This window comes from Mesorhizobium sp. WSM4840 (assembly GCF_055811755.1).
Genome location: NZ_JBVVQD010000002.1, coordinates 459,283 through 485,361, shown reverse-complemented (window position 1 = coordinate 485,361; position 26,079 = coordinate 459,283). Strand labels below are relative to the sequence as shown.

Genomic DNA, 26,079 nt, shown 5'->3' with positions numbered 1-26,079 from the left:
GCGCGATCTCGCAAGACAGGCGAATGTGCCTGCAAAGCCACTGCTCGGGAGACGTGAAGCATGTCCGGAACTTTTGTGATCGCGCAAGGCGGCGGTCCGACCGCCGTCATCAACCAAACGATGGTGGGCGCCGCGCTCGAAATCCGCAAGCGGCATCCCGGCGCCAAGGTCCTGGGCTCGATCCATGGCGTGCGTGGCATTCGTGACGGCAACTATGTCGATCTCTCAGCCATTCCGGAGGATCGGCTGCGGCTGATTGCGGCAACGCCGAGCGCCGCGCTTGGCTCGACCCGCGACAAGCCGGATGACGCCTATTGCGAGATCATCCTCAACGGCCTGAAGAAAGCCGGCGCCGACGCCTTCATCTATATCGGCGGCAACGACACGTCGGGCACGCAGCAGATCCTGACCGACGCCGCCGGTGGCAAGATGGCTTTCGTCCATGCGCCGAAAACCATCGACAACGATCTAGAGGAGAACGACCACACGCCCGGCTTCATTTCGGCAGCCGAGTTCGTCGCCGGCGCCTTTCTCTCGGTCGACCTCGACTTCCGTGCTCTGCCCGGCATCTATGTCGGCATCGTCATGGGGCGGCATGCCGGTTTCCTCACCGCCGCCGCCGCCGCATGGCAGCTTGATCCCGACAGCGGCCCGCATCTCGTCTATGTGCCGGAGCGCCCGTTCTCGGCCGCGGCCTTCATCGACGATGTTCGCGCCACGCTCGACCGCCACAAGCGCTGCATCGTCGCCGTGTCCGAAGGCGTCAGCACCGCCGACGGCAAGGCGCTGGTCGAAAGCCTTGTGCCGCCGGACAAACTGGAGCGCGATGCGCATGGCAACGTCAAGCTGTCGGGCAGCGACCTGCCGGCCGCCCTCGAGCGCGCCCTGGCCGAAGGATTGCCGGGCAAGCGGGCGCGAGTCGATGCGCTCGGCTACATGCCGCGCGGCTATGTCGGCGCCATCAACGCCGTCGATGCGCAGGAAGCCTTCGATGCCGGCGTCTTTGCGGTCGCTGTCGCCGAACAGGGCGGCGGCTCGGTGGCGCTGCAATATGACGGCAAGAAAACCGTGCTGAACAAGGTGCCGCTGAAAAACGTCGCCGGCAAGACGCGCCACATGCCAGACGATTTCATGCTGCCTGAGGTCAACCAGCTCTCCGATGCGGGAATGGCCTATCTGAAGCGGCTGGTCCCCGAAAAATATAAGGTTGGAAAACCGTTCGTCTGATGCCGGGTCTCTTCTGATGCTTGACTGGTTCAGCAGAACAGCAGTTGACGCCGCTACAACAATGCTGACCGAGCCGTTCGTGCATGATTTCGTGCGCGCCAACATCTGGCATCTGCGCGGCCGCGACGTCGACCTGCTTGTCGACACCGGCATGGGCATCCGCCCGCTGGCGCCGGAGATCGACACGCCTGATGGCAAGCCGCTGCTCGTCGTCGCCACCCACATCCATCTCGACCATGTCGGCTCGCTGCACGAATTCCCGCTGCGGGCCGGGCCCAGGATGAGTGCCGCGTATTTCGACAGCATGGACGAGGCGGTCACCTACGCCCACATGTTTCACGATCTCGACGGCGCCGTCTCCAAGCTGCCGGCGTCGGGCTGGAAAGCAGCCGATTACAAGATTCCGCCGGCCCCGCTGACGCGGACACTCGACGAGGGCGATCTGGTCGATCTCGGCGACCGGCAATTCCGCGTGCTGCATCTGCCTGGCCATTCGTCCGATTCGATCGCACTGTTCGATGAGGCCGACGGCCTGCTCTTCGCCGGCGACGCCATCTACGACGCGATGCTGATCGACGACCTGCCGGACTCCGACAGGGCGCTTACCGCCGCACCATGCAGCGGCTGCTCGACCTGCCGATCCGCATCGGCCATGGCGGCCATGGCCCAAGCTTCGACGCCAAACGGATGCGCGAAATCGCCAGCGGCTATCTCAGGCGGACAGACGGGATCGGCGCATAGGAGGCTTCGATGACCGGCAGGATAGAGGCGGGAAGATATGCGAGCTCGTGATCCCTGTCAGCAATTTTGTTCTTGCTTTGTGCTGGCAGCTATGTTATCAATTTCCGCATGGTGCTTGATCGCGCCAACCCGCAAGGTGGGTTTTTTTTCAGGTCGTGCGCTACCTCCCTTCATCAGGGTTCGACTCCAGCCACGCATCAGGCGAGCGGGCGACACGGACCCGTTAGATTAAATCTTCGTAATATCATCTAGAAACCGCGATCTCCGCCCTGGATGCGGGGCTGTCGATCCGGTCGGCTGCCTGCCAGGCGAGGCAATGGAGACGAAGTGCAGACGGCATCGGTGGGCGACTCAGACACACCGTCCGCACAGCAGGGCCTTCGTGCTCCTGCGATCGGCCTCGGCCCGACGGACGTCACTCCTAATGTCCGACAAGCGATGAATCTGACGCACAACCAGCGCGGCGCGCTGGTCGAGAGCGTCAATCCTGACAAGACGGCCTCGGCTTCCGGTATGCAGCCCGGCGACATCATCGTCGCCGTCAATCAGGCGCCGCAGGCGGACCAGGCGATTGCGCTGGTCGGGAAATTCGGAAAGAAGTCCGTGCTCCTGCTCGTCGAACGCGGCGACGCGCAGATGTTCGTCGCCGTGCCCTTCGCCAGTGGCTGAAGCGGCGCATTGCCGCGAGGTTGCAGCCAAAATTATGGTTGCCCACCAGAGCATCTTCGAGAAGACTGGGGAAGGCTGGCAGACGGCCTGATTTAAACGGATTTCCCGATGGTCACCCGCGGCTTCTTTTCAGGACGAAAGCCCCCGACGGATACGGATGCGCGTATCCCGCCGGGGCAGTATCTCGAGCAAGGGTTTCCGGTGCTGTCGGCCGGGCCGACGCCGCGCGTGAGCACCGAGGACTGGTCGTTCACGCTCAAGCACGGACCGCGGCCGATCAAGAAGTGGAACTGGACAGAGTTCAACGCGCTGCCTTTGACCAAGATGACCCGCGACATCCATTGCGTGACCGCATGGACCAAGTTCGACACGGCGTGGCAGGGTGTGCTGGTCGACGATATTCTGGCGGATGCCGGCATCGAGCCACCAACGGCCTTCACGCTGGCGCTGTCCTTCGACGGCTACACCACCAACGTGCCGACGAAGGATCTCACCGCCGGCAAGGCGATGGTGGCACTGATTTACGAAGGCAAGCCGATCACGCCGGACCACGGCGGCCCGGCGCGGCTGCTGGTTCCGCATCTCTATTTCTGGAAGTCGGCCAAATGGCTGAATGGGCTGCAGTTTACCGAGCGCGACGAGCCCGGATTCTGGGAGTTGCGCGGTTATCACATCTATGGCGACCCGTGGCGCGAGCAGCGCTATACGGGCGATCCATGAGCGACGCGCCGGCGGCGCAGTCGCCTTGGCAGACGGTCACCATCAGCCGCATCGAAAAGCGCACGCCGCGCGTCACCAGCTTTTTCCTCGAGCCGTCGCGGCCGTTCGCCTATCGTGCCGGGCAGCATGTCGACGTCAGGCTGACGGCGCCGGACGGCTATCAGGCGCGCCGTTCCTACTCCATCGCCTCGGCGCCTGACGCCGGCGAGACGATCGAACTGGCGATCGAAAGGCTCGACGATGGCGAGATCTCGCCCTTCTTCCACGATATCGCGGCGGTCGGCGATGAGGTCGAGCTGCGCGGACCGCTCGGCGGCCACTTCGTCTGGTCCGACAGCGACGGCGGCCCGCTTCTGCTGGTCGGCGGTGGGTCCGGCGTGGTGCCGCTGATGGCGATGATCCGCCATCGTGCCGCGCGCAAATCGACGGTGCCCGCGGCGTTGGTGTTTTCCGCACGGATCTGGGACGAGGTGATCTTTCGCGACGAACTGATCGACTTCCATGATCGCCGGGACGGCTTCGATCTGGTGTTGGCGTTGACCCGCGAGCCGGCCCGGCGCCCGGCGGACTATTCGCGGCGGATCGACGTTGTGATGATAGAGCAATCGATGGTGCGGCTGCCCGCGCCGCCAAGGTTCGCCTTTGTCTGCGGCTCGAATGCCTTCGTGTCGGCCGCCGCCCAGGCGCTGATCGATGCCGGCGTTCCGGCAAGCCTCATCCGCACCGAACGCTACGGGGTTTAAGCGCCTCGCCGGTCAGGCCTCGATCTCGAGCGCCGTCAGTGGTTTCGAACAGCAGGCAAGGATGAAGCCATCATCGATCTCGTGATCGAGGATGCCGCCATTGTGGCTAATCTCGACTGTGCCCGAGACCTTTTTCACCTTGCAGGTTCCACACAGGCCGAACTCGCAGGCCGCCGGGATGCGCACGCCCGAAGCGCGCGCCGTCTGCAGCACGGTCTGGCCGGCAACGCATTCGGCGTCGATATCCGAAAGTGAAAAGCGGATCGGCGTTGCAGCCTCAGTAGGTATCTCGACCCCGCCCTCTGCCGGCCCACCCTCTGCCGGCGAACCGAACGGGGCCGGTATTTCCTCCACCCCTGGGGCCGCAAAGCTTTCCTGATGATAGTTGGCCATGTCGAAGCCGGCCGCCTCCAGCATCTGCCGCACGGCGCGCATGAACGGGTCGGGGCCGCAGCAGAAAATTTCGCGCTCGCGAAAATCGGGCGCCAGCAGCGGCAGCCGTATCGCGTCGATCCGGCCCATATGGCCGAACCAGCCCTCGCGGCTGGACCGCTCCTCGATCATGAAGCCGAGCGTCAGGCCCGGCATGCGGCTGCCGAGCAATTCGAGCTCCTTGCGGAAGATGATCTCCTCGGGCTTTCGCGCGCAGTTGACGAAGCCGACATCTGTCCAGGGCGCGCAATCGTTCAGCCAGCGCAGCATCGACATCATCGGAGTCACGCCGGAGCCGGCCGAAATGAACAGATATCTGGCCGCGGGATGGCTGTGCAGCGAAAAGTTGCCCGACGGCCCATAGGCCTTCACGTGAACACCGGGCTTCAGATTGTCGAACATCCAGCGTGTGCCGAGGCTGCCGGGCTGTGCTTTCACCGTCACCGCGATCGAGAACGGCCGCGACGGCGAGGACGACAGCGTATAGGTCCGCATCAACGGGCCCTCGGTGGTCGGCAGTTCCAGCGTCACGAACTGCCCCGGTCTGTAGCGGAACCAGGTCTGGTTGTCGGAGCGGAAGGTGAAGGTCTTCACGTCAGGCGCCTCGTCACTGACGCCGATGACTTCCAGCACCTGGAGCCTGTCGTTCCAGGGCGCCATCTCGTCGAGATGGCGGTAGAGGCCGAGGTCCGTCATCGTATTCATCCCCTTGGCCTCGCTCAGGCGACGCTGCGCAACGCCGGCCGCCCGCCCTCGGCAAGGCGCGGCCCGATGAAGGAGGCGTACCATTCGACGAACTGGATGACGCCGCCCTCATGCAGTTCCGAATAGGGGCCGGGCTCATAGGCCGGCGACAGGATGCCGAAGGCGTTTTCCTCAACGATGCGGCGGTCCTGGTCGTTGGTCTCGGTCCAGACATGGGTGAGATCGGCGAGGTCGTAGTCGACGCCTTCGACCGCGTCCTTGTGGACAAGCCATTTGGTGGTGACGGCCGTTTCCGTGGCACTGATCGGCAGCACGCGGAAGGTGACCGCATGATCGCCGAGGATATGGTTCCAGGTCGTCGGATAGTGATAGAGCAGCAGCGAGCCGATACCGTCGGTCGAAACGTCGTCGGAGAGGTTCTTCTTCACCGCACGTCTTCCCGTCATCGTGTAGCTGACGGCATCGCGCAGCAGCGGGGCGCGGGTGGCGCGATACTGCCCGGCCGGATCGATGCGGAACTTGCTCGGCAGGCCCGCCGCCTCGCATTTCGCCCAGTGCGCGAGCATCTCCGGATCGCTGTCGGCGCCCTGCACGCCGGTGACGGTCGGCGCTTCCGGGAATGTCTTGCACAGTTCCGGATGGTTGCCGGCGCAATGGTAGCACTCGCGGTTGTTCTCCCAGACGAGCTTCCAGTTGCCCTTCTCGACGATGGTCGATTCGAAGGCGATTTTTGCCTCGCGCAGCCGGTGCGGCAGGAGGTAAGGCTCGATCATGGCGCGCATCGGCGCGAAATCGGCGGGCTCCTTGGCCAGGCAGATGAAGATGTAGCCACTGATGCTTTCGCAAGCCACCGGCTTCAGGCTGAACTGGCTCTTGTCGAAGCCGTCCGCCATCTGCCTCGCGAACAAGAGCCTGCCGTCCAGCTCGTAGGTCCATTGGTGATAGGGGCAGACGAGCTTCGCCGCCGTACCCTTGTCGGCGTTGCAGACGCGGCTGCCGCGATGCCGGCAGGAATTGTGGAAGGCGTTGATCTTGCCTTGCTGGTCGCGGACCAGCACGACCGGATAGTCGCCGATCTGCGCGGTGATGTAGCTGCCCGGCTTCGGCAACTCGCAATCGTGGCCGATGAACAGCCAGTCGCGATACCAGATCAGCTCCATGTCGAGCTTGAAGAAATCGGGATCGGTGTAGAAGGGCTGCTCGAGCGAGTAGCCTTCCCTGCGGCCGTGCAAGAGCCTCAGCATGTCGTTGCGCGCATCCATGTCCTGTCCTCATAGCCGTCGCATCGGCCCGAAATCGGAATCGATTTCGGAAAGCACGATGCGCAATTCAAAGTCTTGGAGCGTACGTTGTGCGTCCAAATGGACGCATGTCGCTCCAAAGACTGAACTGGTGGTGATGGAGGGAGGATCGGCCGCAAGCCGGCGACAGGGCCGGGCATGCACTATCCACCTCTTGACCGCCCACCGCGATCAGTCGAGTCTAGAAATCTCGGGCTGGTTTCCGGGCTCTGGAGTGTCCTTGCGGACCATCGCGACACCTTCCCAGGCTTGGGCCCAGTGGTCTCCCGTTGCGACTTGAACTCCACCACCGTTGCGGGGGCAGCGCCGGGTTCTGACCGGCTTCCCAATTCTCCGCTTCGTCGTCACCAAGCGGCACCTGAGATGGCGTGATCTAATCATGACGGCCGGCTGACTGTCCGCATGAAAGCGACATCGTATCCATGCGGCGCGACACTGCCGGCGAAACCTGTGGGCCGGGATTTGAGGAAGGTGAAATTTGCGCCTGCTGCGAGCGCTGCCGGTCCTGAAAGCGTGCCGGATTGACCATTGCAGGGCGCCGAAATGGTTAACGATTCGACAACAACTCAGCACCGGCTTTTTAAGCCGCTTCTAAAATCGAACCGAACGGTTCGTTTCTGTTGACAATGCGTGCATGACGCTGTGAACGCAGGTCCGGCAATCCGTCAAATGGTCGATTAGCCTCTTTGTCCTAAACCTTTGAAAACAAAACAGAAAGCAATGACGATAGAAGCCCCTGGTACAATTTCAAGGTGTAGATTCTTGGTCCACACGGAACAACTTCGTGATTGGAATCTGCCGGATGGCCTTCCCACATCGGGGCTGTCCGGACGACGCGAATTCCTCCCAAGACACGCCGCTAGACGGACGGAAAACTAAAGATACTGGAGTTCCAAAAATGAAAAAGATTGCTCTTATTGCCGTCGCCGTTCTGGCCATCACCGGCAGCGCCTTTGCTGGCAGCGACCATTATGGGTCCAACGGCGCCAATCAGCCGACCGCCTCGGTCGACAGTTCGTATACGGCTTCCATTCAGAAGTCGGCTCACGCTGAAAAGCCCGTCGACCAGGGCGCCGACCGCAACCTTTTCGGCAACAATTAACAGCTGATCCCAGACCATGATCCCGAAGTGGAAACCGGTTTTCGTAAAAGATCATGGTCAAACAACAAGACAAAGCGGCCAGTCCGCCGCTCGGGATCTGAAAAATTCAGGAGTACTAGAAATGAAGAAGATCATTCTTGCCACCGCCGCCATCCTGGCTGTCTCCGGCAGCGCTTTTGCCGGCAGCGACAACTTTGGATCGAACGGCGCCAACCAGCCGGCCGCTGCGGTCGACAACGGCTCGTACACGGCTTCGATTCAGAATTCGGCTTCGGCGCAGAATCCGGTTCCGGCTGACGAGAAGCCCGTCAATGGCAGCGACCGTAACCTCTTCGGCAACAACTAATGTCGATCCCAACAGCAGCGGCGGCATTGTCTTTCACAAAGACCGCGGCCGCCGCGCTGATGGGATACGAGAATCCAGGATTACTGAAATGAAGAAGATCGTTCTCACCGCTGCGGCACTTTTGATTGCTGCCGGCAGCGCCTATGCCCGCAACGACAAAGTTGGCGGAACCGACATCAACAAGCAGGCGACCGTCAACGTCGACAACACGCAGACGTCTTCGGTAGGCAATACCGGCTCGCTGGTTTACAAGCTGATCAATTCCTCGGGCGACATACAGAAGTCCGCCCCGCAGGGCAGCGACCGGAACCTGTTCGGCCGCTAACAGCGACCTGAATGCAATGCACAAGAGCGGCGGGCCTTGCCCGCCGCTCTTGTTTTTGCCTTCGCCAAACTGCCTGATCCAGTAGTTAGGCTGCCTTTGCTTCCGCCATGTGGAGTGTGAAGGAATGTCCGTCGGCGTCGAAAATATGCAGGTCGCCGGGATCGGCATTCAACCGCAACGCAGCGCCGCGCTTGACTTCGACATTGCCTGGCAGCTTGGTCACCAGCGGCAGGTCGGCGCGGCCGATGTCGACATAGACGAGTTGGACCTCGCCGAGCTGCTCGACATAATCCACCGTTCCCTCGAAAAGATAATCGGCGCCGGTGGCGATCATCAGATCCTCCGGCCGCACGCCGAAGCTGACCGAAGCACCCTTCGCGGACGCCGGCGTGGCGATCGGCACCGTCGCCTTGCGCCCGCCGACATGACTGACGATGGTCGGGTCGCCTGATTTGTCGATCGTCGCCGGCAGGATGTTCATGGCCGGCGAGCCGATGAACTGGGCGACGAACAGATTGCCGGGTCTCTTGTAGAGCTCCATCGGCGTGCCGACCTGCTCGATGTGGCCCTCCTTGAGCACGACGATGCGGTCGGCCAGCGTCATCGCCTCGACCTGGTCGTGGGTGACGTAGATCATCGTCGTAGCAGGCATCGACTCCTTGAGCTTGGCGATCTCGATGCGGGTGGCAACCCGCAGTGCCGCGTCGAGGTTCGACAGCGGCTCGTCGAACAGGAAGACCTTAGGGTTACGCACGATGGCGCGGCCGATGGCGACGCGCTGGCGCTGGCCGCCCGACATCGCCTTGGGCAAGCGGTCGAGGTATTTGGTCAGCTGCAGGATTTCCGCCGCCTGGCGCACCCGCTTGTCGATCTCGGCCTTGCTCTCCTTGCCGATCTTCATCGAGAACGCCATGTTGTCGTAGACGGTCATGTGCGGATAGAGCGCATAGGACTGGAACACCATGGCGATGCCGCGCTTCGACGGTGGCACGTCGTTCACCACCTCGCCGTCGATCTTGAGCTCGCCGGAGGTGATTTCCTCAAGTCCGGCGATCGACCGCAGCAAGGTCGACTTGCCACAGCCCGAAGGGCCGACGAAGACGATGAACTCGCCCGACTTTATGTCGAGGTCGATGCCGTGGAGAATGTTGAGATTGCCGTATGATTTCTTCACTTGCCTTAGCGTGACATCGGCCATGATACCCTCCGGTGAATTGCAAACTCAGTCGATACGCCCGAACCAGGCGCTGTAGCCGCCGAGGCGGATAGAGCCGGCGGCAGTCTGTCCCGAAAACCCGTGCCCCGGCAAGGGCTGCAGCGAGCGTCGGCCAAGATCGATTTCGGCCGGTCGGCTGCCAAGATTGAAGGCGCAGACGATCTGCTCATTGCCCTCGCGGCGCGTGAAGGCGACCGTATCGCCCTCGCTTTCGATGAAGTCGATATCGCCCTTGGCCAGCGCCGGATGTAAACGGCGGAAGGCAAGAAAGCGCCGGTAATGTTCGAACAGCGAGCTGTCGTCGCCCTGCTGCACATCGACCGCTTGCGAAAGGTGCTTGGCGGGCACGGGCAGCCATGGCTTTGCCTTGGAGAAGCCGCCATTGCTGTCGGCGCCATTCCAGACCATCGGCGTGCGGCAGCCGTCGCGGCCCTTGAATTCCGGCCAGAAGCGGATGCCGTAGGGGTCCTGCAGATCCTCGAATTGCAATTCCGCTTCGCCAAGACCGAGTTCCTCGCCCTGGTAGATACAGACCGAGCCGCGCAGCGACATCAGCAGCGCCGAGATTACCTTGAGATAAGCCGTCTGGTCGGCCTCGCCGGCCGCCCAGCGCGAGGCAGTGCGCATCACGTCGTGGTTGGAAAAGGCCCAGCACGACCAGCCGTCGCTGGCGACCTTGCCAAAGGCTTCCAGCACCGAACGCACCTTTGCCGCGCTGATCTTTTCGGGCGCCAGGAAGTCGAACGAATAGCACATATGCACGCGCTTGCTGCCGGCGGTATAGGCCGCCACCACCTCCAGTCCGCGCTGCGAATCGCCGACTTCGCCGACCGCCGCCGTCGCCGGATATTCGTCGAGCAAGGCGCGGAAGCGCTCGAGGAAGCCGAGGTTTTCGGGGCGGCTCTTGTCGTAGAGATGGTCCTGGTAGTTGTAGGGGTTTACGGAAGGAGCAGTCTGGTCGTTGCGCTGTTCGGGCGGCAGCGGCGGATTGTCCTCCAGGCCCTGGCTGTGGAAGTAGAAATTGATGGTGTCGAGGCGGAAGCCGTCGACGCCGCGCTCCAGCCAGAAGCGGGTGACATCGAGCAGCGCATCCTGGACCGCGCGGCTGTGGAAGTTGAGATCGGGCTGCTCGGCCAGGAAATTATGCAGGTAATATTGCTGGCGGCTGGTGTCCCACTGCCAGGCCGAACCGCCGAAGATCGACAGCCAGTTGTTGGGTGGCGTGCCGTCGGGCTTGGCGTCGGCCCAGACATACCAGTCCGCCTTCGGGTTGGTGCGGCTCGAGCGGCTTTCCCTAAACCACGGATGGATGTCGGCAGTATGCGACAGCACCTCGTCGATCATCACCTTGAGCCCGAGCCTGTGCGCCTCGGCAGTCAAGGCATCGAAATCGGCCAGCGTGCCGAACATCGGATCGACGTCGCAATAGTCTGATACGTCGTAGCCGAAATCCTTCATCGGCGACCTGAAGAACGGCGAGATCCAGATGGCATCGACGCCGAGCGCCGCGATATAGGGCAGCCTGCGGATGATGCCCCTGAGGTCGCCGATGCCGTCGCCGTTGGAGTCCTGGTAGCTGCGCGGATAGATCTGGTAGATCACGGCACCTCGCCACCAGTCGCGGTCGACGGCGACGTCGGGGCTCAATGTCGCTTTCACAGCGGATTGCATAAGCTCAACCTCCTTTCACCGAGCCGGCGAGCAGCCCGCGGACGAAATAGCGCTGCAGCGAGAAGAACACGATCAGCGGCACGACAATGGTGATGAAAGCCGATGTCGTCAGGATCTCCCAGTCGCCGCCGCGCGAGCCGAGCAACGCGTTGAGCTTGGCAGTCAGCACGATCTGGTCGCCCTCGGTACCGAGGAAAACCATCGCGACCAGCAGGTCGTTCCACACCCAGAGGAACTGGAAGATGGCGAAGGAGGCCAGCACCGGGAATGACAGCGGCAGCACGATCTTGACGAAGATCTCGAAATCGCTGGCGCCGTCGATGCGCGCCGATTCCATGATTTCGCGCGGCAGGCCGGCAATGTAGCTTCTGAGGAGATAGATGGCGAAGGGCAGGCCGAAGCCGGTATGCGCCAGCCAGATGCCGAGATAGGTTTTCGACGGCACGCCGAAGAAGCTGCCGACGCCGTTGTAGAGCTTCAGCAGCGGGATCAGCGACATCTGCAGCGGCACGACCAAGAGCCCGATGATGACCGCTATGAGCAATGCGCGGCCGGGAAAGCGCATCCAGGCCAGCGCATAGGCCGCGAATGCCGCGATCAGGATCGGGATGACCGTCGCCGGAATGGTGACGGTCAGCGAATTCATGAAGGAGCGGCCGATGCCTTCCGAAAACAGCACCGTGTCGTAATTGTCGGTGGTGAATTTCGGCGGCGCCGACGAGGCGTAGTAGACGCGCTGGCCGCGCTCGCCCTCGAAGGCCTTCGTTGAGGTCATGACGAAACTGCCGTCGGCGTTGAGCTGCAAGGTCTCGCCGTCGCCGAGATCGGCTGTGGTGCCGGCGGGATATTGCGTCGGCGCCGACGACTTGACGCCGAAGGCGCTGATGTCGCGGGCCGGATCGTCGCCGAAGATGTTGCCCTCGAGGACGAACTTGCCGTCCTTCTCGACTTGCGCCGAGGCGGGTGGCAGCCGGCCCGCTTCCGTCTGGGTGGAACTGGCGAACGAGTTCCACCAGCCCGAGGCGATGATCTGATCCTTGTCGCGCAGCGACGAGACGAGAATGCCGAGCGTCGGGATAGTCCAGATCGCGACGAAGATGAAGACCGCGATATGGACGCCGAAACGGCTGGCAAAGGACTTTCCGGTCGCCGCGGCCATCTCAATGCCCTCCCGTCTCTTTGTTGGCCTGGCGGATGTTCCAGACCATGATCGGAATGACCGCGATCATGATGATGATGGCGATGGTGGCGCCGCGGCCGAAATCGCCGCCGCCGCGGAACATCCAGTCGAACATCAGATTGGCCAGAACCTGGCTGTTCCATTGGCCGTTGGTCATGGTCAGCACGATGTCGAAAACCTTCAGCACCAGGATGGTGATCGTGGTCCAGACGACGGCGATCGTGCCCCAGATCTGCGGCACCATGATCTTCCAGAAGATCTGGAACGGATTGGCGCCGTCGATGACGGCCGCCTCCAGCGTCTCTTCGGGAATACCCCGCAAGGCAGAGGACAGGATGACCATGGCAAAGCCGGTTTGGATCCAGATCAGGATGATCATCAGGAAGAAATTGTTCCAGAACGGCAGCGAGATCCAGACCTGAGGCTGGCCGCCGAAATACTGGATGATGGCGTTGAGCAGGCCGATCTGCGTCTGGCCCGCGCCGCGATACTCGTAGATGAATTTCCAGATGACGCTGGCGCCGACGAAGGAGATGGCCAGCGGCAGGAAAATCAGGCTCTTGGCGATGGTGCCCCACCAGATCTTGTCGGTGAGGACGGCGATGATCAGCCCGAGGAAGGTGCAGGCGGCAGGCACGACCGCCAGCCAGATGATGTTGTTGAAGATGGCGTTGCGGAACTCGCGGTCGCCGAACGCCCATTCATAATTGGCGAAGCCGACGAAATTGGCGCCACCGCGATCGAGCAACGACAGCCTCAGAGTCTCCACGACCGGGTAGATCAGGTAGATGGTGAGGATGATCATGGCCGGGCCGACGAACAGCCACGGCCGGATCATCCCCTGCCGGCGCAGATTGTCGATGGCCGCAGCACCTGCAACGCCGCGCGACGGGAAGATGATGTCCACCAGTTTGTTGGCGCCCCAGAAATAGGCGACGCAGCCGCCGACGCCGACGATGATGACTGTTATGGCCGAGAAAATCTGAGCCGCCACGGGTCCCTCCCTCTGCGCATGATCCGCCAGTCGAGAATGGCCTTGGCGACGGAATCATGGCCGATTCAGTTGTTTGGAATGCGACCGGATGCGAGGCGGGTTCTGCTCTTGCGGGTCGCGCGTCATGCCGGAATGTGCTCACAAACAAAGATTACTGCGCCGCGGGCCGCCGGTCGGATCCGGGCCACTGAGGCCCGGATCCATTCAGGATCGGCAGTCCGAACGTTCAGCCGGGCCGCCTACTTGATCGCGTCCCAGCTCTTCTGGATGTCGGTGGCGACATCCTGGGCGGACTTGCCGCCGACGAGATCGATCATGCCGGTCCAGAAGGCGCCGGCGCCGATCTTGCCCGGCATCAGATCGGACCCGTCGAAGCGGAACGTCGAGGCTTCGGCAAGGATTTCGCCCTGCTTCTTCAGCGCGTCGCTGGCATAGGCGTCCTTGTTGGCCGACTTGAACGGCGTCACGAAGCCGCCCTGCGCCATCCAGATCTCATGGGCGAGCGGCATCTTCAGGAATTCGATGAACGCGCGGGCACTCTTGCTATCCTTGGTGATCATGGCCAGCGTGCCGGCGCCGAGCACCGGGGTGCCGAGGTCGGGCTTGGAGGCGTAAGGTGGGAAGTAGAAGAAGTCGACGTCCTGGCCGACCTCAGTGCCTTCCGGGAAGAAGGTCGGGATGAACGAAGCCTGATGATGCAAGTAGCATTTAGGCGGCACCGAGAAGAGGCCTTTCGGGCTGTCGCGGAAGTCGGTCGCCGCCACCGCCTTGGCGCCGCCGTCGACCATCTTGTCGTCGGTCGCGATCTTGCCGAACATGTCGATGGCGTTGACCACCGCGGGGTCGTTGAACGGAATCTCGTTCTTCACCCATTTGTCGTAAGTCTCGGGCGTCTGGGTGCGCAGCATGATGTCCTCGACCCAGTCGGTCGCCGGCCAGCCGGTGGCGCCGCCCGAACCGAGCCCGATGCACCATGGCGTGCCGCCGTCGGCGATGATCTTCTTTTCAAGCTCGGCGAGCTCTTCCTGCGTCTTCGGCACCTCGTAGTCGGCTTCCTCGAAATTGTCCGGCGAGTACCAGACCAGCGATTTCACGTCGGCCTTGTACGGGAAGGCGAAGAAGCCCGGCTTGCCGTCCTTGTCGTTGAAGGTGCCGAGATCGACCCATGACTGGCCGGCGCCGTAATTGTCCTTGATCCAGTTGGCGGTGTCGTCGCCGAGCGGCGTCAGCAGGCCCTTGGACGCCAGATCCTGGATCAGGCCCGGCTGCGGCAGCACGGCGATGTTGGGCGGGCTGCCGGCCTGCGTGTCGATGACGATCTGCTGTTCGTAATTTTCCGACGAGGAGTATTTGATCTCGGCGCCGGTGGCCTCCGAGAAATAGTCGAGAACGGTGCGGATGAGGGCTTCGTCCTCGCCGCGCCATGGTCCGAAGATCGACAGCGTCTCGCCCTTGAGGTCGACCTTCTTGAGCTCTTCGTAGTTCGCCCAGTTGAAGCGGGGGTCTTCACCCGGCTTGAACTTCAGTTCGGCTTGCGCCGGCGCGCCTAGGGCGAGCGTGACAAACGCGGCGCCCAGCAGAAGCATTTTCTTCATCGGTATTCCTCCCAGTGGTCACAAGCACTCGGACGAAACCTCCATTCCGTCCGCCGACGCTGCAGGACTGTGACTCAGTCGGAAAGGAACCGCAACCTTTCGAAGAGTCTTCCAAAGCGCTTTGGTCGTTTCGATCACGCCACCGAATCGACCAGAAGTCAAGAGGACGGTAGCGTGATCGATTTAATCTCTCGACATAGATAGCGAACAAATGGCGCTGCAGCACGCTTTTCGGCGCTGCAACAGCAAATTTTGCTTCAAACCGGTTAAAAAGGGTGCTTATGGTCTTTGCATTCGGCAGCGCTGCCCGCGGCGGGGGCAGGCGATCCATAGTTAAAGCGCTTTGAGGCTTGGAGGCCTCCGGTGAACCTCAAACAGCTTTCCCACATGCTGGCGCTTTCGCAGACAACGGTAAGCCGTGCGCTGAACGGCTACCCGGAAGTCAACGAGGAAACGCGCCGGCGGGTGATCGACGCCGCCAAGCGCCACGGCTACCGCCCCAACCCGAGCGCGCGCCGGCTGGCTACCGGCAAGACCGGGATGATCGGTTATGTCTTGCCGACCGGGGCGGCCGTCGACATCGACCCGCATTTCGTCGAATTCCTGTCCGGTCTCGGCGACTACGCCCGTTCTCACGAACTCGACCTGGTGCTGTCCCCGGCCGATGCCGACGACCAGGAGACCACCTATCGGCGCATCGTCGCCAACCGGCAGGTCGACGCCGTCTACATCTCGTCGCCGAGGCCGGCCGACCGGCGGGTGGCGCTGGTCAACACGCTCGGCATCCCCTTCATCGTCCACGGCCGCAGCGAAGGCCTCGATTTCGACTATCCTTTCACCGATATCGACAATGAGGGCGCCTTCCATGAGGCGGCACGGCTGCTCGTCCAGCTCGGTCACCGGCGGCTGGCGCTGATCAACGGCGACGACCGCGAGACCTTCGCCATTCACCGCGAGCGTGGCGTGCGCCGGGCGCTGGCGGCGAGCGGTCTGGCGCTTGGCGAAGGCCATGTCTGTTCCCTCGCCATGACCGAGGAGAACGGCTACCGCGCCGCCAGGCGCCTACTTGAGCAAAGCGATGCGCCGACCGCGATCGCCTGCTCCAGCCTGATCATGGCGCTCGGCGTCGTGCGCGCGGTGCGCGATCTCGGCCTGACCATTCCGGGCGACCTTTCGCTGATCGCCCATGACGACGTCTTCCCCTGGCTCAAGCCGGAGAATTTTTCGGTGCCGTTGTCGACGACGCGTTCGTCGATCCGCTTGGCCGGCGCGCGCATTGCCGAGCGGCTGGCGGCGCGGATTTCCGGATTGGAAGAGGGCGCCCGCGGCGAAGTCTGGCCGGTCGATCTGGTGATCAGGGGATCGGTCGCCGGTGCGCAGGCCTAATGGTCAAACTCAACCACTCTGAGCGACCGAGTTCGATCCTTCTCGGCCTTTCGTTCGGAGAACTTCTACGGCAAGCCCTGACCCCAAAGCGGACATGCGGCCTTGAGTCAATGTTTACTAGCCACCTGTGCGCCGGGTGCTAAGCTACGACGATTGCGCATCCTTTATTCGAGGCAGAATATGTCTTCAACCTTCATTTCAAAAGGCGCTGATGGCTACGATCAATACATGGGCAGATGGAGCAGGCGTCTAGCCCCATTGTTTTTGGATTTCGCCGGCGCTGCGGATGGAGAGCGGATCATAGACGTTGGATGTGGAACGGGCAGCTTGACGTTCTTGATCCCAGCCCGAGCAAATATCTCAACCATCGAGGCTATAGATTACGAGGAACAATTCATTGAGGCCATTCGGCGAAAATCAATTCGATCGCGCTCTGTCTATGCTCGTTCTACATTTTGTGTCGGACCCGCATCTGGCGGTAAGTGAGATGCTTCGCGTGGTGCGACCCGGTGGCATCGTTGCTGCGACCGTTTGGGACACCTTTGGGGGAATGCCCAGCCAGCGCATTTTCTGGGATACCATCGCCGCAATCGAGCCTAGTACATTCGCCCGGCGTCGCCTCGCTTTAGTGAGACCCATGACGTTCCCCGGCGAGATGACGCGCGCATTCGTTGGTGCTGGCCTTCAACAAATCACAGAAGCGACGCTAACCATTCGAATGGAATTTGCGAAGTTTGACGACTATTGGCTTCCACTTATCAACGGCCAAGGCACGTTGGCAGCATTCTTGGCCACGCTGCCTGATGGCGTTCCGGAGAAAGTTCAAGCCAGTGTTAGACAAGCCTACCTATGTGATCAACCAGACGGCCCACGCAGTTTTGCGAGCGTAGCTTGGGCCGTCAAAGGAATAGTGCCAAGTCGAGCAGCATAGGGAACGCCGGCAGGGCTTACCCGCGACAATCGGGGACGTCTGCTGTTGGCGCTGCCTGCTCGTTCCGATTGGCGAGGCGGAGGGCAGAAAACCACTCATCTCGGGCATCTTCGGCAACGAGTTTTGAGCCTATCGCATGTCGCTTAAAAAGTGCTGCCGTTTGGGATAATGCACAAACAGAAGCTTGAAGCGCAAAACCTACTCCTTGGCTGCCTCGGCCGCTTTGATATCCAGCAGCCCATAGCCGAAATCATTGTCCCTGCCCTTGGGCCCGAGATCCCTTGCCGTGGCGGCCAGCGCTTTCTCGACCCAGTCGGCGGAACGGTCGGGCGCGGCATGAAAGAGATTGGCGATCGCGCCGGTCACGATGGCTGCGGCAAACGAGGTGCCGGTGACCACATCCGAACCGGCCCCGCTCGGCGCCACCATCTCGACGCCGGGAGCGGAGAGGAAGACGTAGGCGCCGCGATTGGCATGCTGCATCAGCCCGTCCTTGGCATCGGTAGCAGTCACCGCGATGACGCCGTCGAAGGCGGCCGGGTAGCCGTAGGGCGCCTTGGGTCCGTTGTTGCCGGCGGCGGCGACCAGCACGATGCCCAAGGCGCGAGCATTGCGGCAGGCGATGCCGAGCAGGTCGTTCTTCGGGCCGACGAAGCTCATATTGATGATGCGGACATCCTGCTCCGCCGCCCAGTCGAGCGCCGCCAGGATGACATCCATGGTCGACTTGCCGCCCTCGAAGGCGCGGGCGTGATAGATCTTGGCGCCCGGCGCCATGCCCTTAAGCGCGCCGACGCCGGCGATCAGGCCGTCGATCGAGGTGCCGTGATCGCGCGCCTCGATCGGCACGTCGGGCATGGCGTCGAACTGATCGGCGATGACGCCGGAGAGCGCCGGATTGGTATCGTCGATGGCGGTGTCGATGACGGCGACGCGTACATTCTCGCCGCTCGCCGCTCTCGAATCGAGCGCGATGCGCTCGAAGGCATAGTTGACGATGGTGGCTGCCTGCTGCAGCGAGTAGATATGGTTGGGCTCGCGCCGCAGGGTGCGGCCGTCGGCGGCAAGCTGCGCCAGCACGACACCGACCGGGCGGCCGTCGGGAATGCCGAAGCGCACCAGCGTGGTGCCGAGCAGCTGAGACTGGCGCTGCGAGCGCACCTCGAGGCCAAAGGAAGCGGCGATCTGCTGGACGGCGTCGCCATCCACCGTCACCAGCACCTCGTCGGGCACGAAATCACCGATGACGGCGCGCCGCGGCTCGGCCGCGATGAGATTGGTGGGCGAAACGATCGGACCGCCCGGCGCGGCGGTCTGTATCGCTGCCGCACCGGCAGGCGGGACCGGCGGCGGCAACGCACCGCTGGCCGGATCGCGGCGCGGATCGGGCGTCGGCAGCGGCGCCTGGCCGCCGCCGACCGGATTGGGGAACAGGTCGACGATCAGCGCGGGGAGAAAGACAGCACCTGTCGCGGCGGAACCTGTGCCGGGCCTTTCGCCGCTACCATCCTCTGTGTCGCCCTTGACGCAGTCGGCCGCCGCCGTCCCTCGGTTCAGGCAGTCGATTTCTGCCTGGGTGAGGTTCGGATCATTGGTCTGCGCCAAGGCAGGCGCGGCGGCGATCGTCATCGCCGCCACAACGAGCGCCGCAAATCGAATGACCGCTCTAGCCGCCATCGACCGGCTTCCTTCCCTCGACCACAGCCTCCGCGAAAGGCTGGGCGGCAATAAGCCCAAGCACTTTTTCATAGTCGGCGGCAGTCGTGGCCGGGATGCCAAGGCGGAAGACACCGTCGGCGGTCGGCCCGCCGGCAATCTTCAGCTGGTGTTCGCCAAGAAAAGCGACAATGTCGGCCATCTTCGCGTCCGGCTTGAACTTCACCAGCGCGAACGGCATTTTCGCCAGATCGCCTTGCTGGCCGGCAATTTCGAAATCGCTGTCCAAGCCGCCGGGCTGCTCAAACGACTGCACGACAACAAGCGCCAGCAGAGCCGCGGCCGCAGCCCAGGCGACGGCGGCGGGAACCGCCGTGAAGCGGCCCCACGCTTGTGCCAGCCAGGACGACGACGCCGGCGCGCGCACCGGGCCGGCCTCGGCGTCGAGCGCCCGGGCGAAGCGGCTGAGCGCATCGGCCGGCGGACGGATCGCCTCATTGGATGCAGCGGTGCTGGAGAATTCTGCTTCGGCCTCGCCGAGTGCGGCAAGCGCTGCCGGGTCAGTCGCCAGCCATTCCTCGACGGCTTCGAGCTCCGCACCTTCAAGCGAGCCGTTCAGATAGAACGGCAGCAGCGTTTCCATTTCATCGCGACGCGACATCTTTTCAGCGGCGCTCATGGCCACCCCCTGTCGTAACCGGCGGTCTTGAGGGCCTCGCCGAGTTTCTTGCGGGCGTAGAACATCCTGGTCTTGACGGTGGCAACCGGAATGCCGAGCACCTCGCCGATCTCGGTCACCGACTGTCCGTGGTAATAGGCAAGGTCGATCACCGTTCGGTGTTCTTCCGGCAAGGCATCGACGAAGCGCCGCAACGCGGCGCCCTTGTCTTCCTTCATGGTGACGACTTCCGGCGTATCGGCGCCGTCGGCGATCTGGGCCGCGTCATCGTCGTCGATCCAGTCTTCCTTTTTCTTGCGCAGCGACGACAGCGCCTTGAAGCGGGCGATGCCGAGCAGCCATGTCGAGACTTCCGAGCGGCCCTCGAAGCCGGGCGCCTGGCGCCAGAGTTCGAGAAACACCTCGTTGGCGATATCGTCGGCCATCATTTCCGATCCGGTCTGGCGCACCACGAAACGGTAGACCCGCGCGTGGTGGCGCATGAACAGGAGCCGCACGGCGGCGCGGTCGCCCTTCGCGACCCGGCCGACAAGCGCGCGATCGGTTTCCGTCGCTGCCGTCATGGCCGATCGAGCCGCCTGGCTCCTGTCTGCTCTGTCGCTGATCGGCCCAAAAAGGTTCACCGCTTTCCGCCCGGATTTTCGAAAGCTAACCGAAGAGCGGAGAGGTTGCCAGAGTATACCGTTCCCCCGTTCTTAGGGGTCCAGTCTCAGTCAGGGGCGCCAAGCAAAAGGCGGCCGTCAGGCTCGCAATGACGACGGCCACAAGGCGGCTCATGCGCGTCGGGCAAGGTGCAGTCCTTCAGCCTCGGACGGAGCGCCATTGGACGACACCGCCGCGCAGGATTCCCGACAGTTTTGTAACTCACCGGTCCGCTGCCGGGCGACTAAGGTCCCGATCGCAACCACTAACCCAGCTGAAGAAGCGAATGTCATGACCAACTACAGCTTTGCGGCCGCGACTCGCGGATCGATCGCCGATGCCGGTGTTGGATGCGCTCAATCGTCCATGCGACTGGTGGGGCGCATGAAGCCTTGCGCGGTCGGAAGGAGCTATCCATGAGACAGATTAGGCTGAAAGCGCCGGGAGGCTTGGAAAATCTCAAGCTGGTCGAGACGGATTGCCCGGAACCAGGGCCGGGTGAGTTGCTTGTCAGGATACGGGCGTGTTCGTTGAATTTCCACGACAGCATGGTGGCGCTGGGAAAGAAACCGTGCGCCGATGGCCGTATCCCGCTGTCCGATGGCGCTGGAGAAGTGGTTGCGGTCTCAGATGATGTCCAAGAATTCAAGGCCGGAGATGCCGTCGTCAGCACCTATTGGCCCCATTGGCTGGCCGGCGAACCGACGCCAGCCAATAAGACGGGCGAATTGGGAGATGATGTTGACGGCTATGCCCGCGAATATGTGTGCATGCCGTGGCACGCCTTCACAAGGGCACCGGCAGACTTCACGCATATGGAGGCGGCAACGCTTACCTGTGCCGGCGTTACCGCCTGGAAAGCCCTGATGGTGTGCGGGCAGGTAAAGCCCGGTGATACGGTGCTGGTCCTTGGCACGGGAAGTGTATCGCTGTTCGCGCTGCAATTCGCAAAAATTGCGGGCGCTCGCGTTATTGCAACCTCCTCATCGGAGGAGAAGCTGGAAAAGCTGAAGCGGTTTGGAGCCGACATTGTCGTCAATTACAAGGCAGTGCCGGATTGGGGCCAGAAGGTAAGGATTTTGACGGACGGACGCGGCGTCGATCATGTGATCGAGGTTGGCGGGCCCGGCACGTTGGAGCAGTCGATAACAGCTTGCAGGATGGGCGGCCACATCGCACTAATCGGTGTCTTGACTGGTTTTGCCGGACAAGTTTCGATCCCGGCCCTGTTTTCCAATCAGATTAGGGTAAGCGGAATCTCGATTGGCAGCAGGGCAGACCAAGAAGACATGATTCGTGCCATAGAGGCCAACCGTTTGAAGCCTGCTATCGACCGCGGTTTTCCGCTGCAGGAGATCGCCAATGCCTTCAAGCACTACGAGTCCCAAAAGCATTTTGGCAAGGTGTGTCTCGAACTTTGACTGCTGTATCTGGCCTCCATTTGGCGTTGCGCATTTCGGCCCCAGCTTCATGTTCTCCGTAAGCAAGCAGGCTAGGCACCCCACCCCATTCAGTCGAGAAACGACTTGGCCTTCATGGTGGCGGGCACCGGCACGCCGAGGCGCGCTAGCACAGTCGGCGCAAGCTGCAGCTGGTTGAGCAGTGTATCGGCCTCCGGACCCTTGCCCAGTCCGAAATAATACAGAGCAAAATCCTGCATCTCGTCGTCATGGCCGCCATGATGGCCGCGATCGGTCTGGCCGTGATCGGCGGTGACGATGACCTCGTAGCCGGCTTCCCGCCACCTCGGCAGGAAGGTGGCGAGCATGCCGTCCATCGCATAGACGGCATGGTCCATCTCGTGGCAGTCGTGGCCGAAGCGGTGGCCCATCGAATCCAGCGTGCAGGTGTGCAGGATGCCGTAGTCGATGCCGTGGCGTCTGGTCAGCATGGTCAGCGTCGCGAACAGGTCGACGTCGCTCGGCGTCATCTGGTTCCTGGCATTGTAGCCGGTCATGGTGTGGAACCGGCCATGGGTGATCGGCCCGCCCGGCTCGTCGAACTCCATGTCCTCGACCAGATCGAACGGAGAGGCCCGGAAGAATTCTGACCAGTAGGAATGGGTGACCGCGCCGGTCTTGCCGCCGGCCTTGCTGACTTCGGAGAAGATATCAGGTTGCTCGACGCGGAACCGGTTCTCGTTGGTCAAGATGCCATGCACCTGCGGCGCCACGCCGGTGTGGATCGAGGCATAGCAGCAGGCCGAAGTCGATGGCAGCACGGAGCGCATCTTCCAGATCCGCGCTTCGCCCGATTGCACCCAGCCTTCGAGATTGCCCATCAGCCGGCGCCAGTTGCGGTAAGGCACGCCGTCGAGGATGATCAGCAGAAGTTTTGTCGTCAGCGCCACCGGGATGTTTAATTCCCCGCGCTGGCCATGCGCCGTCCCTTGATCGCCTTTTCCAGCCAGCCAATCTCCATTTCAGGGACTGAGGACAAGAGAAGGTCGGTATAGGCATCGAAGGGCGGCGCCAGCACCTGGCTCTTGGCGCCGTAGCGCACCACCTCGCCGCGATACATCACCGCGATCGAATCGGCGATCGACTTCACCGTCGCGAGGTCGTGGGTGATGAACAGATAGGCGACGTTTTCCTCCTTCTGCAGCTCGAGCAGCAGCTTCAGGATGCCGTTGGCCACCAGCGGGTCGAGCGCCGAGGTCACCTCGTCGCAGATGATCAGCTTCGGCTTGGCCGCCAGCGAGCGGGCGATGCAGACGCGCTGCTTCTGGCCGCCGGAAAGCTCGGCCGGGTAGCGGTCGACGAAGCCCTTGCCCATCTCGATCTTGTCGAGCAGTTCGGCGACGCGGGCGTCACGTTGCCTTCCACGCAGACCGAAATAGAATTCGAGCGGCCGGCCGATGATGGTGCCGACGGTCTGGCGCGGATTCATCGCCACGTCGGCCATCTGGTAGATCATCTGCAACTGGCGCAGATCTTCCTTGGGCCGGTCGGCAAGTCGGTTGGCGAGCGGACGCCCGTCGAAGGTGACGGTGCCTTGTTCTGGTGGCAAGAGGCCGGTGATGGCGCGCGCCAGTGTCGACTTGCCCGACCCGGACTCGCCGACCACGGCCAGCGTCTGGCCCGGATAGATGTCGACCGAGACGTTCTTCAGCACCTTGATGTGGCTGCGGCCATAGGCGGCGGTGATGTTCTTGACCGACAGGAACGGCGTCGTGCCGGGCTTCTGCTCCTGGTGCTCGATCTCATGCACCGAGACCAGCGCATTGGTGTATTCCTGGCGCGGTTCCTTGATGATCTGGCGGGTGCCGCCCCATTCGACCAGCCGGCCATGGCGCAGCACCATGATCTCGTCCGAGACCTGGGCGACGACGGCAAGGTCATGAGTGATGTACAGCGCTGCGACATGGGTGTCGCGGATGGCGTCCTTGATCGCCGCCAGCACGTCGATCTGCGTCGTCACGTCGAGTGCAGTGGTTGGCTCGTCGAAGACGATCAGGTCGGGCTCGGAGCACAGCGCCATCGCCGTCATCACACGCTGCAGCTGGCCGCCGGACACCTGGTGCGGAAAGCGCTCACCGATGCTTTCGGGGTTCGGCAGGCTGAGCTTCTTGAACAGCGCGATGGCGCGTTTTTCGGCGGCGGCCCGTGTCGCCGTGCCATGCAGCAGCGTCGCCTCGACCACCTGGTCCATCAGTCTGTGCGCCGGGTTGAAGGCGGCGGCAGCCGATTGCGCGACATAGCAGACCTCGCGGCCGCGCAGCTTGCGAAAGCCTTCCTTGCCGCCCTTGAGGATGTCGCGGCCGTTCAGGATGACCTCACCGCCGGTGATGCGCACGCCGCCGCGGCCATAGCCCATCGACGCCAGGCCGATGGTCGACTTGCCGGCGCCGGACTCGCCGATCAGGCCGAGCACCTTGCCCTTCTCGAGTGTCAGCGAGACGTCGTGGACCAGCACGATGTTCTTCGGCGCCTCGCCCGGCGGGAACACGGTGGCCTCGATGCGCAGATTGCGGATGTCGAGCAGCAGGGATTTTGGTCGCTGGTCAGCCATTATCCGCGCCCTCCCTTCAGGCTTGTCGTGCGGTTGAGCACCCAGTCGGCGACAAGGTTGACGGAAATCGCCAGCATGGCGATCGCCGCAGCAGGGATGAGCGCTGCCGCGATGCCGAAGACGATACCGTCCTTGTTTTCCTTGACCATGCCGCCCCAGTCGGCGCTAGGCGGCTGCACGCCGAGGCCGAGGAAGGACAGCGTCGACAGGAACAGCACCGCATAGATGAAGCGCAGGCCGAGTTCCGAAACCAGCGGCGACAACGCGTTGGGCAGGATCTCGCGGAAGATGATCCACACGCTGCCTTCGCCGCGCAGCTTGGCCGCCTCGACGAAATCCATGACGTTGATGTCGACGGCGACCGCCCGCGACAGGCGGTAGACGCGGGTCGAGTCGAGAACGCCCATGACCAGGATCAGCGTCACCAGGTTGGTTGGCAGCACCGAGAGCACGACCAGGCCCATGATCAGCGTCGGGATCGACATCAGGAGATCGACGAGGCGCGACATAAGCGTATCGAACCATCCGCCGAAAACCGCCGCCGAGAAGCCAAGGATGGCGCCGAGCGAGAAGGACAGCGCGGTGGCCAGCACCGCGATGAACAGCGTGACGCGGGCGCCGTAGATCATGCGCGAAAGGAGGTCGCGGCCGAGATTGTCGGTGCCCAGCCAATGTGTCGCCGACATCGGTCCCCAGACATCGCCGACGATCTCGCCATTGCCATACGGCGCGATCCAGGGTGCGAAGATCGCCGCCAGCACGAACAGCGCAGTCAGCACCAGGCCGATCAGCGCAGGGACGGGGATGCGTTTTATGTCGAGCATGCTCGCTCCCCTTATTTCGGGTGTCTAAGACGCGGATTGGCGACGATCGCCGCTATGTCCGCAATGATGTTGAGGCTGATATAAACGGCGGCGAAGATCAGGCCGACCGCCTGCACCACCGGCACGTCGCGCTTGGTGACGTGGTCGACGAGATATTGCCCCATCCCCGGATAGACGAAGATCACCTCGACCACGACGACGCCGACGATGAGATAGGCGAGGTTGAGCATGACGACGTTGATGATCGGCGCAATCGCATTGGGAAAGGCATGCCGGCGGATGACGGCGAATGCCGAAAGCCCCTTGAGCTCGGCGGTTTCCACATAAGCGGATTGCATGACGTTGAGGATCGCGGCGCGCGTCATGCGCATCATGTGGGCGAGCACCACCAGCGTCAGCGCCGCCGCCGGCAGCATGATCGCCTGCATGCGTTCGCCAAAAGGCATTCCGTCATAGACCGTCGAGATGCCGGGGAAGATCTGGTATTTCACGGCAAAGAAATAGACGAGCACGTAGCCGATAAAAAATTCGGGAAACGACGTCGAGGCGAGCGCCAGTCCGGAGATCAGTTTGTCGACCCAGCCATTGCGGTAGCGCACCGCAATCAGGCCGAGGATGATCGCCAGCGGCACGGCCACGACTGCCGCCCAGAAGGCGAGGAACAGCGTATTCCACAACCGCCCCTTGATCGACGTCGCAATATCCTGCCCGCTCGACATGGCGGTGCCGAGATCGCCGGTCACGACGCCGCCGAGCCAGCGGAAATAGCGGATAAAGGCCGGATCGTTGAGGCCGAGCTGCTCGCGCAGATTGGCGAGCGATTCCGGTGTCGCCGACTGTCCGAGGATGGCTTGCGCGACATCGCCGGGCAGGATTTGGGTGCCGGCGAAGATCAGGACCGATACGGCCAACAGCAGGAGGATACCCAGCGCAATGCGCTGGGCCACCAGTTTCACGAGGGGTGAGGACATATCCGCAAAGCC

Annotated in this window: 23 protein-coding genes, 2 pseudogenes and 1 riboswitch; of the genes and pseudogenes, 11 read left to right on the top strand and 14 right to left on the bottom strand. The window is 62.6% G+C overall.

Annotation, left to right across the window (positions count from 1 at the left end):
* The first annotated feature begins 60 nt into the window (after positions 1 to 60).
* From AC0L3I_RS05705 to AC0L3I_RS05685, 5 genes and pseudogenes are all read left to right on the top strand, one after another.
* The gene (locus tag AC0L3I_RS05705; protein ID WP_473526234.1) at positions 61 to 1,227 is read left to right on the top strand and encodes a diphosphate--fructose-6-phosphate 1-phosphotransferase; all 1,167 of its coding nucleotides are present in this window, start codon (positions 61 to 63) and stop codon (positions 1,225 to 1,227) included.
* Positions 1,228 to 1,243: 16 nt separating this feature from the next.
* Positions 1,244 to 1,968 (top strand): annotated as a pseudogene (locus AC0L3I_RS05700) (MBL fold metallo-hydrolase).
* Positions 1,969 to 2,406: 438 nt separating this feature from the next.
* The gene (locus AC0L3I_RS05695) at positions 2,407 to 2,637 is read left to right on the top strand and encodes a PDZ domain-containing protein (protein WP_473526233.1); all 231 of its coding nucleotides are present in this window, start codon (positions 2,407 to 2,409) and stop codon (positions 2,635 to 2,637) included.
* A 108-nt stretch (positions 2,638 to 2,745) separates the two neighbouring features.
* Complete coding sequence (locus AC0L3I_RS05690; protein WP_473526232.1) at positions 2,746 to 3,357, top strand: molybdopterin-dependent oxidoreductase; 612 nt, start codon at positions 2,746 to 2,748, stop codon at positions 3,355 to 3,357.
* Positions 3,354 to 4,100, top strand: a complete 747-nt coding sequence (locus AC0L3I_RS05685) for an FAD-binding oxidoreductase (protein WP_473526231.1) — start codon at positions 3,354 to 3,356, stop codon at positions 4,098 to 4,100. The genes AC0L3I_RS05690 and AC0L3I_RS05685 overlap by 4 nt, the downstream gene beginning before the upstream one ends.
* Before the next feature lie 12 nt (positions 4,101 to 4,112).
* On the opposite strand, the gene AC0L3I_RS05680 is transcribed toward AC0L3I_RS05685, so the two are convergent.
* Both AC0L3I_RS05680 and AC0L3I_RS05675 read right to left on the bottom strand, forming a co-directional pair.
* Positions 4,113 to 5,228 (bottom strand): FAD-binding oxidoreductase, encoded by a 1,116-nt coding sequence (locus AC0L3I_RS05680; protein ID WP_473526230.1) that lies wholly within the window; start codon positions 5,226 to 5,228, stop codon positions 4,113 to 4,115.
* Positions 5,229 to 5,251: 23 nt separating this feature from the next.
* Positions 5,252 to 6,499 carry an aromatic ring-hydroxylating oxygenase subunit alpha gene (locus tag AC0L3I_RS05675; RefSeq protein WP_473484373.1) on the bottom strand — a complete coding sequence of 416 codons (1,248 nt, stop codon included), beginning with the start codon at positions 6,497 to 6,499 and terminating at the stop codon, positions 5,252 to 5,254.
* A 215-nt stretch (positions 6,500 to 6,714) separates the two neighbouring features.
* Positions 6,715 to 6,915, bottom strand: a riboswitch (cobalamin riboswitch).
* A gap of 521 nt (positions 6,916 to 7,436) precedes the next feature.
* On the opposite strand from AC0L3I_RS05675, the gene AC0L3I_RS05670 reads away from it, so the two are divergent.
* From AC0L3I_RS05670 to AC0L3I_RS05660, 3 genes are all read left to right on the top strand, one after another.
* Positions 7,437 to 7,640, top strand: a complete 204-nt coding sequence (locus AC0L3I_RS05670) for a DUF680 domain-containing protein (protein WP_473484371.1) — start codon at positions 7,437 to 7,439, stop codon at positions 7,638 to 7,640.
* A 121-nt stretch (positions 7,641 to 7,761) separates the two neighbouring features.
* Positions 7,762 to 7,986, top strand: a complete 225-nt coding sequence (locus AC0L3I_RS05665) for a DUF680 domain-containing protein (RefSeq protein ID WP_473484553.1) — start codon at positions 7,762 to 7,764, stop codon at positions 7,984 to 7,986.
* Positions 7,952 to 8,311, top strand: a complete 360-nt coding sequence (locus AC0L3I_RS05660) for a DUF680 domain-containing protein (protein ID WP_473484369.1) — start codon at positions 7,952 to 7,954, stop codon at positions 8,309 to 8,311. The genes AC0L3I_RS05665 and AC0L3I_RS05660 overlap by 35 nt, the downstream gene beginning before the upstream one ends.
* An 85-nt stretch (positions 8,312 to 8,396) precedes the next feature.
* Here AC0L3I_RS05660 and AC0L3I_RS05655 read toward each other — a convergent pair whose 3' ends face one another.
* The 5 genes from AC0L3I_RS05655 to AC0L3I_RS05635 all read right to left on the bottom strand — a co-directional run bounded on the left by AC0L3I_RS05655 (position 8,397) and on the right by AC0L3I_RS05635 (position 14,967).
* Positions 8,397 to 9,509 (bottom strand): ABC transporter ATP-binding protein, encoded by a 1,113-nt coding sequence (locus AC0L3I_RS05655; RefSeq protein ID WP_473526229.1) that lies wholly within the window; start codon positions 9,507 to 9,509, stop codon positions 8,397 to 8,399.
* A 24-nt stretch (positions 9,510 to 9,533) separates the two neighbouring features.
* On the bottom strand, positions 9,534 to 11,198 hold the full coding sequence (gene bglA, locus AC0L3I_RS05650; RefSeq protein ID WP_473526228.1) for a beta-galactosidase BglA: 1,665 nt from the start codon (positions 11,196 to 11,198) through the stop codon (positions 9,534 to 9,536).
* A 4-nt stretch (positions 11,199 to 11,202) separates the two neighbouring features.
* Positions 11,203 to 12,357 (bottom strand): carbohydrate ABC transporter permease, encoded by a 1,155-nt coding sequence (locus AC0L3I_RS05645; RefSeq protein ID WP_473526227.1) that lies wholly within the window; start codon positions 12,355 to 12,357, stop codon positions 11,203 to 11,205.
* Between the two features lies 1 nt (position 12,358).
* Positions 12,359 to 13,372: a carbohydrate ABC transporter permease gene (locus AC0L3I_RS05640; RefSeq protein ID WP_473526226.1), complete on the bottom strand. Its 1,014-nt coding sequence runs from the start codon at positions 13,370 to 13,372 to the stop codon at positions 12,359 to 12,361.
* A gap of 239 nt (positions 13,373 to 13,611) precedes the next feature.
* Positions 13,612 to 14,967: an ABC transporter substrate-binding protein gene (locus tag AC0L3I_RS05635; protein WP_473484359.1), complete on the bottom strand. Its 1,356-nt coding sequence runs from the start codon at positions 14,965 to 14,967 to the stop codon at positions 13,612 to 13,614.
* Positions 14,968 to 15,330: 363 nt separating this feature from the next.
* Here AC0L3I_RS05635 and AC0L3I_RS05630 point away from each other — a divergent pair, with 363 nt between their 5' ends.
* Together AC0L3I_RS05630 and AC0L3I_RS05625 are read left to right on the top strand one after the other, a co-directional pair.
* Complete coding sequence (locus AC0L3I_RS05630) at positions 15,331 to 16,353, top strand: substrate-binding domain-containing protein (protein WP_473526225.1); 1,023 nt, start codon at positions 15,331 to 15,333, stop codon at positions 16,351 to 16,353.
* A gap of 180 nt (positions 16,354 to 16,533) precedes the next feature.
* Positions 16,534 to 17,284: pseudogene (locus AC0L3I_RS05625) on the top strand (class I SAM-dependent methyltransferase).
* A 198-nt stretch (positions 17,285 to 17,482) separates the two neighbouring features.
* Here the strand turns inward: AC0L3I_RS05625 and AC0L3I_RS05620 are convergent.
* The 3 genes from AC0L3I_RS05620 to AC0L3I_RS05610 are packed head-to-tail and all read right to left on the bottom strand — an operon-like array spanning position 17,483 to position 20,182.
* Entirely contained in the window at positions 17,483 to 18,961 is a 1,479-nt protein-coding gene (locus AC0L3I_RS05620) for a S8 family serine peptidase (RefSeq protein WP_473526224.1), read from the bottom strand.
* A complete protein-coding gene (locus AC0L3I_RS05615; protein WP_473526223.1) occupies positions 18,951 to 19,619 on the bottom strand; it encodes an anti-sigma factor in 669 nt (222 codons plus the stop codon). The genes AC0L3I_RS05620 and AC0L3I_RS05615 overlap by 11 nt, the downstream gene beginning before the upstream one ends.
* Positions 19,616 to 20,182 (bottom strand): sigma-70 family RNA polymerase sigma factor, encoded by a 567-nt coding sequence (locus AC0L3I_RS05610; RefSeq protein ID WP_473526222.1) that lies wholly within the window; start codon positions 20,180 to 20,182, stop codon positions 19,616 to 19,618. Before AC0L3I_RS05610 ends, AC0L3I_RS05615 begins: the two co-directional genes overlap by 4 nt.
* A gap of 495 nt (positions 20,183 to 20,677) precedes the next feature.
* Between AC0L3I_RS05610 and AC0L3I_RS05605 the strand changes: the two genes are divergently transcribed.
* The gene (locus AC0L3I_RS05605) at positions 20,678 to 21,682 is read left to right on the top strand and encodes a zinc-dependent alcohol dehydrogenase family protein (protein ID WP_473526221.1); all 1,005 of its coding nucleotides are present in this window, start codon (positions 20,678 to 20,680) and stop codon (positions 21,680 to 21,682) included.
* An 89-nt stretch (positions 21,683 to 21,771) separates the two neighbouring features.
* Here the strand turns inward: AC0L3I_RS05605 and AC0L3I_RS05600 are convergent, their stop codons facing one another.
* Genes AC0L3I_RS05600 through AC0L3I_RS05585 form a run of 4 tightly spaced genes read right to left on the bottom strand, consistent with a single transcriptional unit; the run spans position 21,772 to position 26,067 of the window.
* Positions 21,772 to 22,611 carry an alkaline phosphatase family protein gene (locus AC0L3I_RS05600; protein ID WP_123146303.1) on the bottom strand — a complete coding sequence of 280 codons (840 nt, stop codon included), beginning with the start codon at positions 22,609 to 22,611 and terminating at the stop codon, positions 21,772 to 21,774.
* Between the two features lie 8 nt (positions 22,612 to 22,619).
* Complete coding sequence (locus tag AC0L3I_RS05595; RefSeq protein ID WP_473526220.1) at positions 22,620 to 24,272, bottom strand: ABC transporter ATP-binding protein; 1,653 nt, start codon at positions 24,270 to 24,272, stop codon at positions 22,620 to 22,622.
* A complete protein-coding gene (locus AC0L3I_RS05590; protein WP_473526219.1) occupies positions 24,272 to 25,096 on the bottom strand; it encodes an ABC transporter permease in 825 nt (274 codons plus the stop codon). Before AC0L3I_RS05590 ends, AC0L3I_RS05595 begins: the two co-directional genes overlap by 1 nt.
* 11 nt (positions 25,097 to 25,107) lie before the next feature.
* Positions 25,108 to 26,067 carry an ABC transporter permease gene (locus tag AC0L3I_RS05585; protein ID WP_473526218.1) on the bottom strand — a complete coding sequence of 320 codons (960 nt, stop codon included), beginning with the start codon at positions 26,065 to 26,067 and terminating at the stop codon, positions 25,108 to 25,110.
* Positions 26,068 to 26,079: the final 12 nt, after the last annotated feature.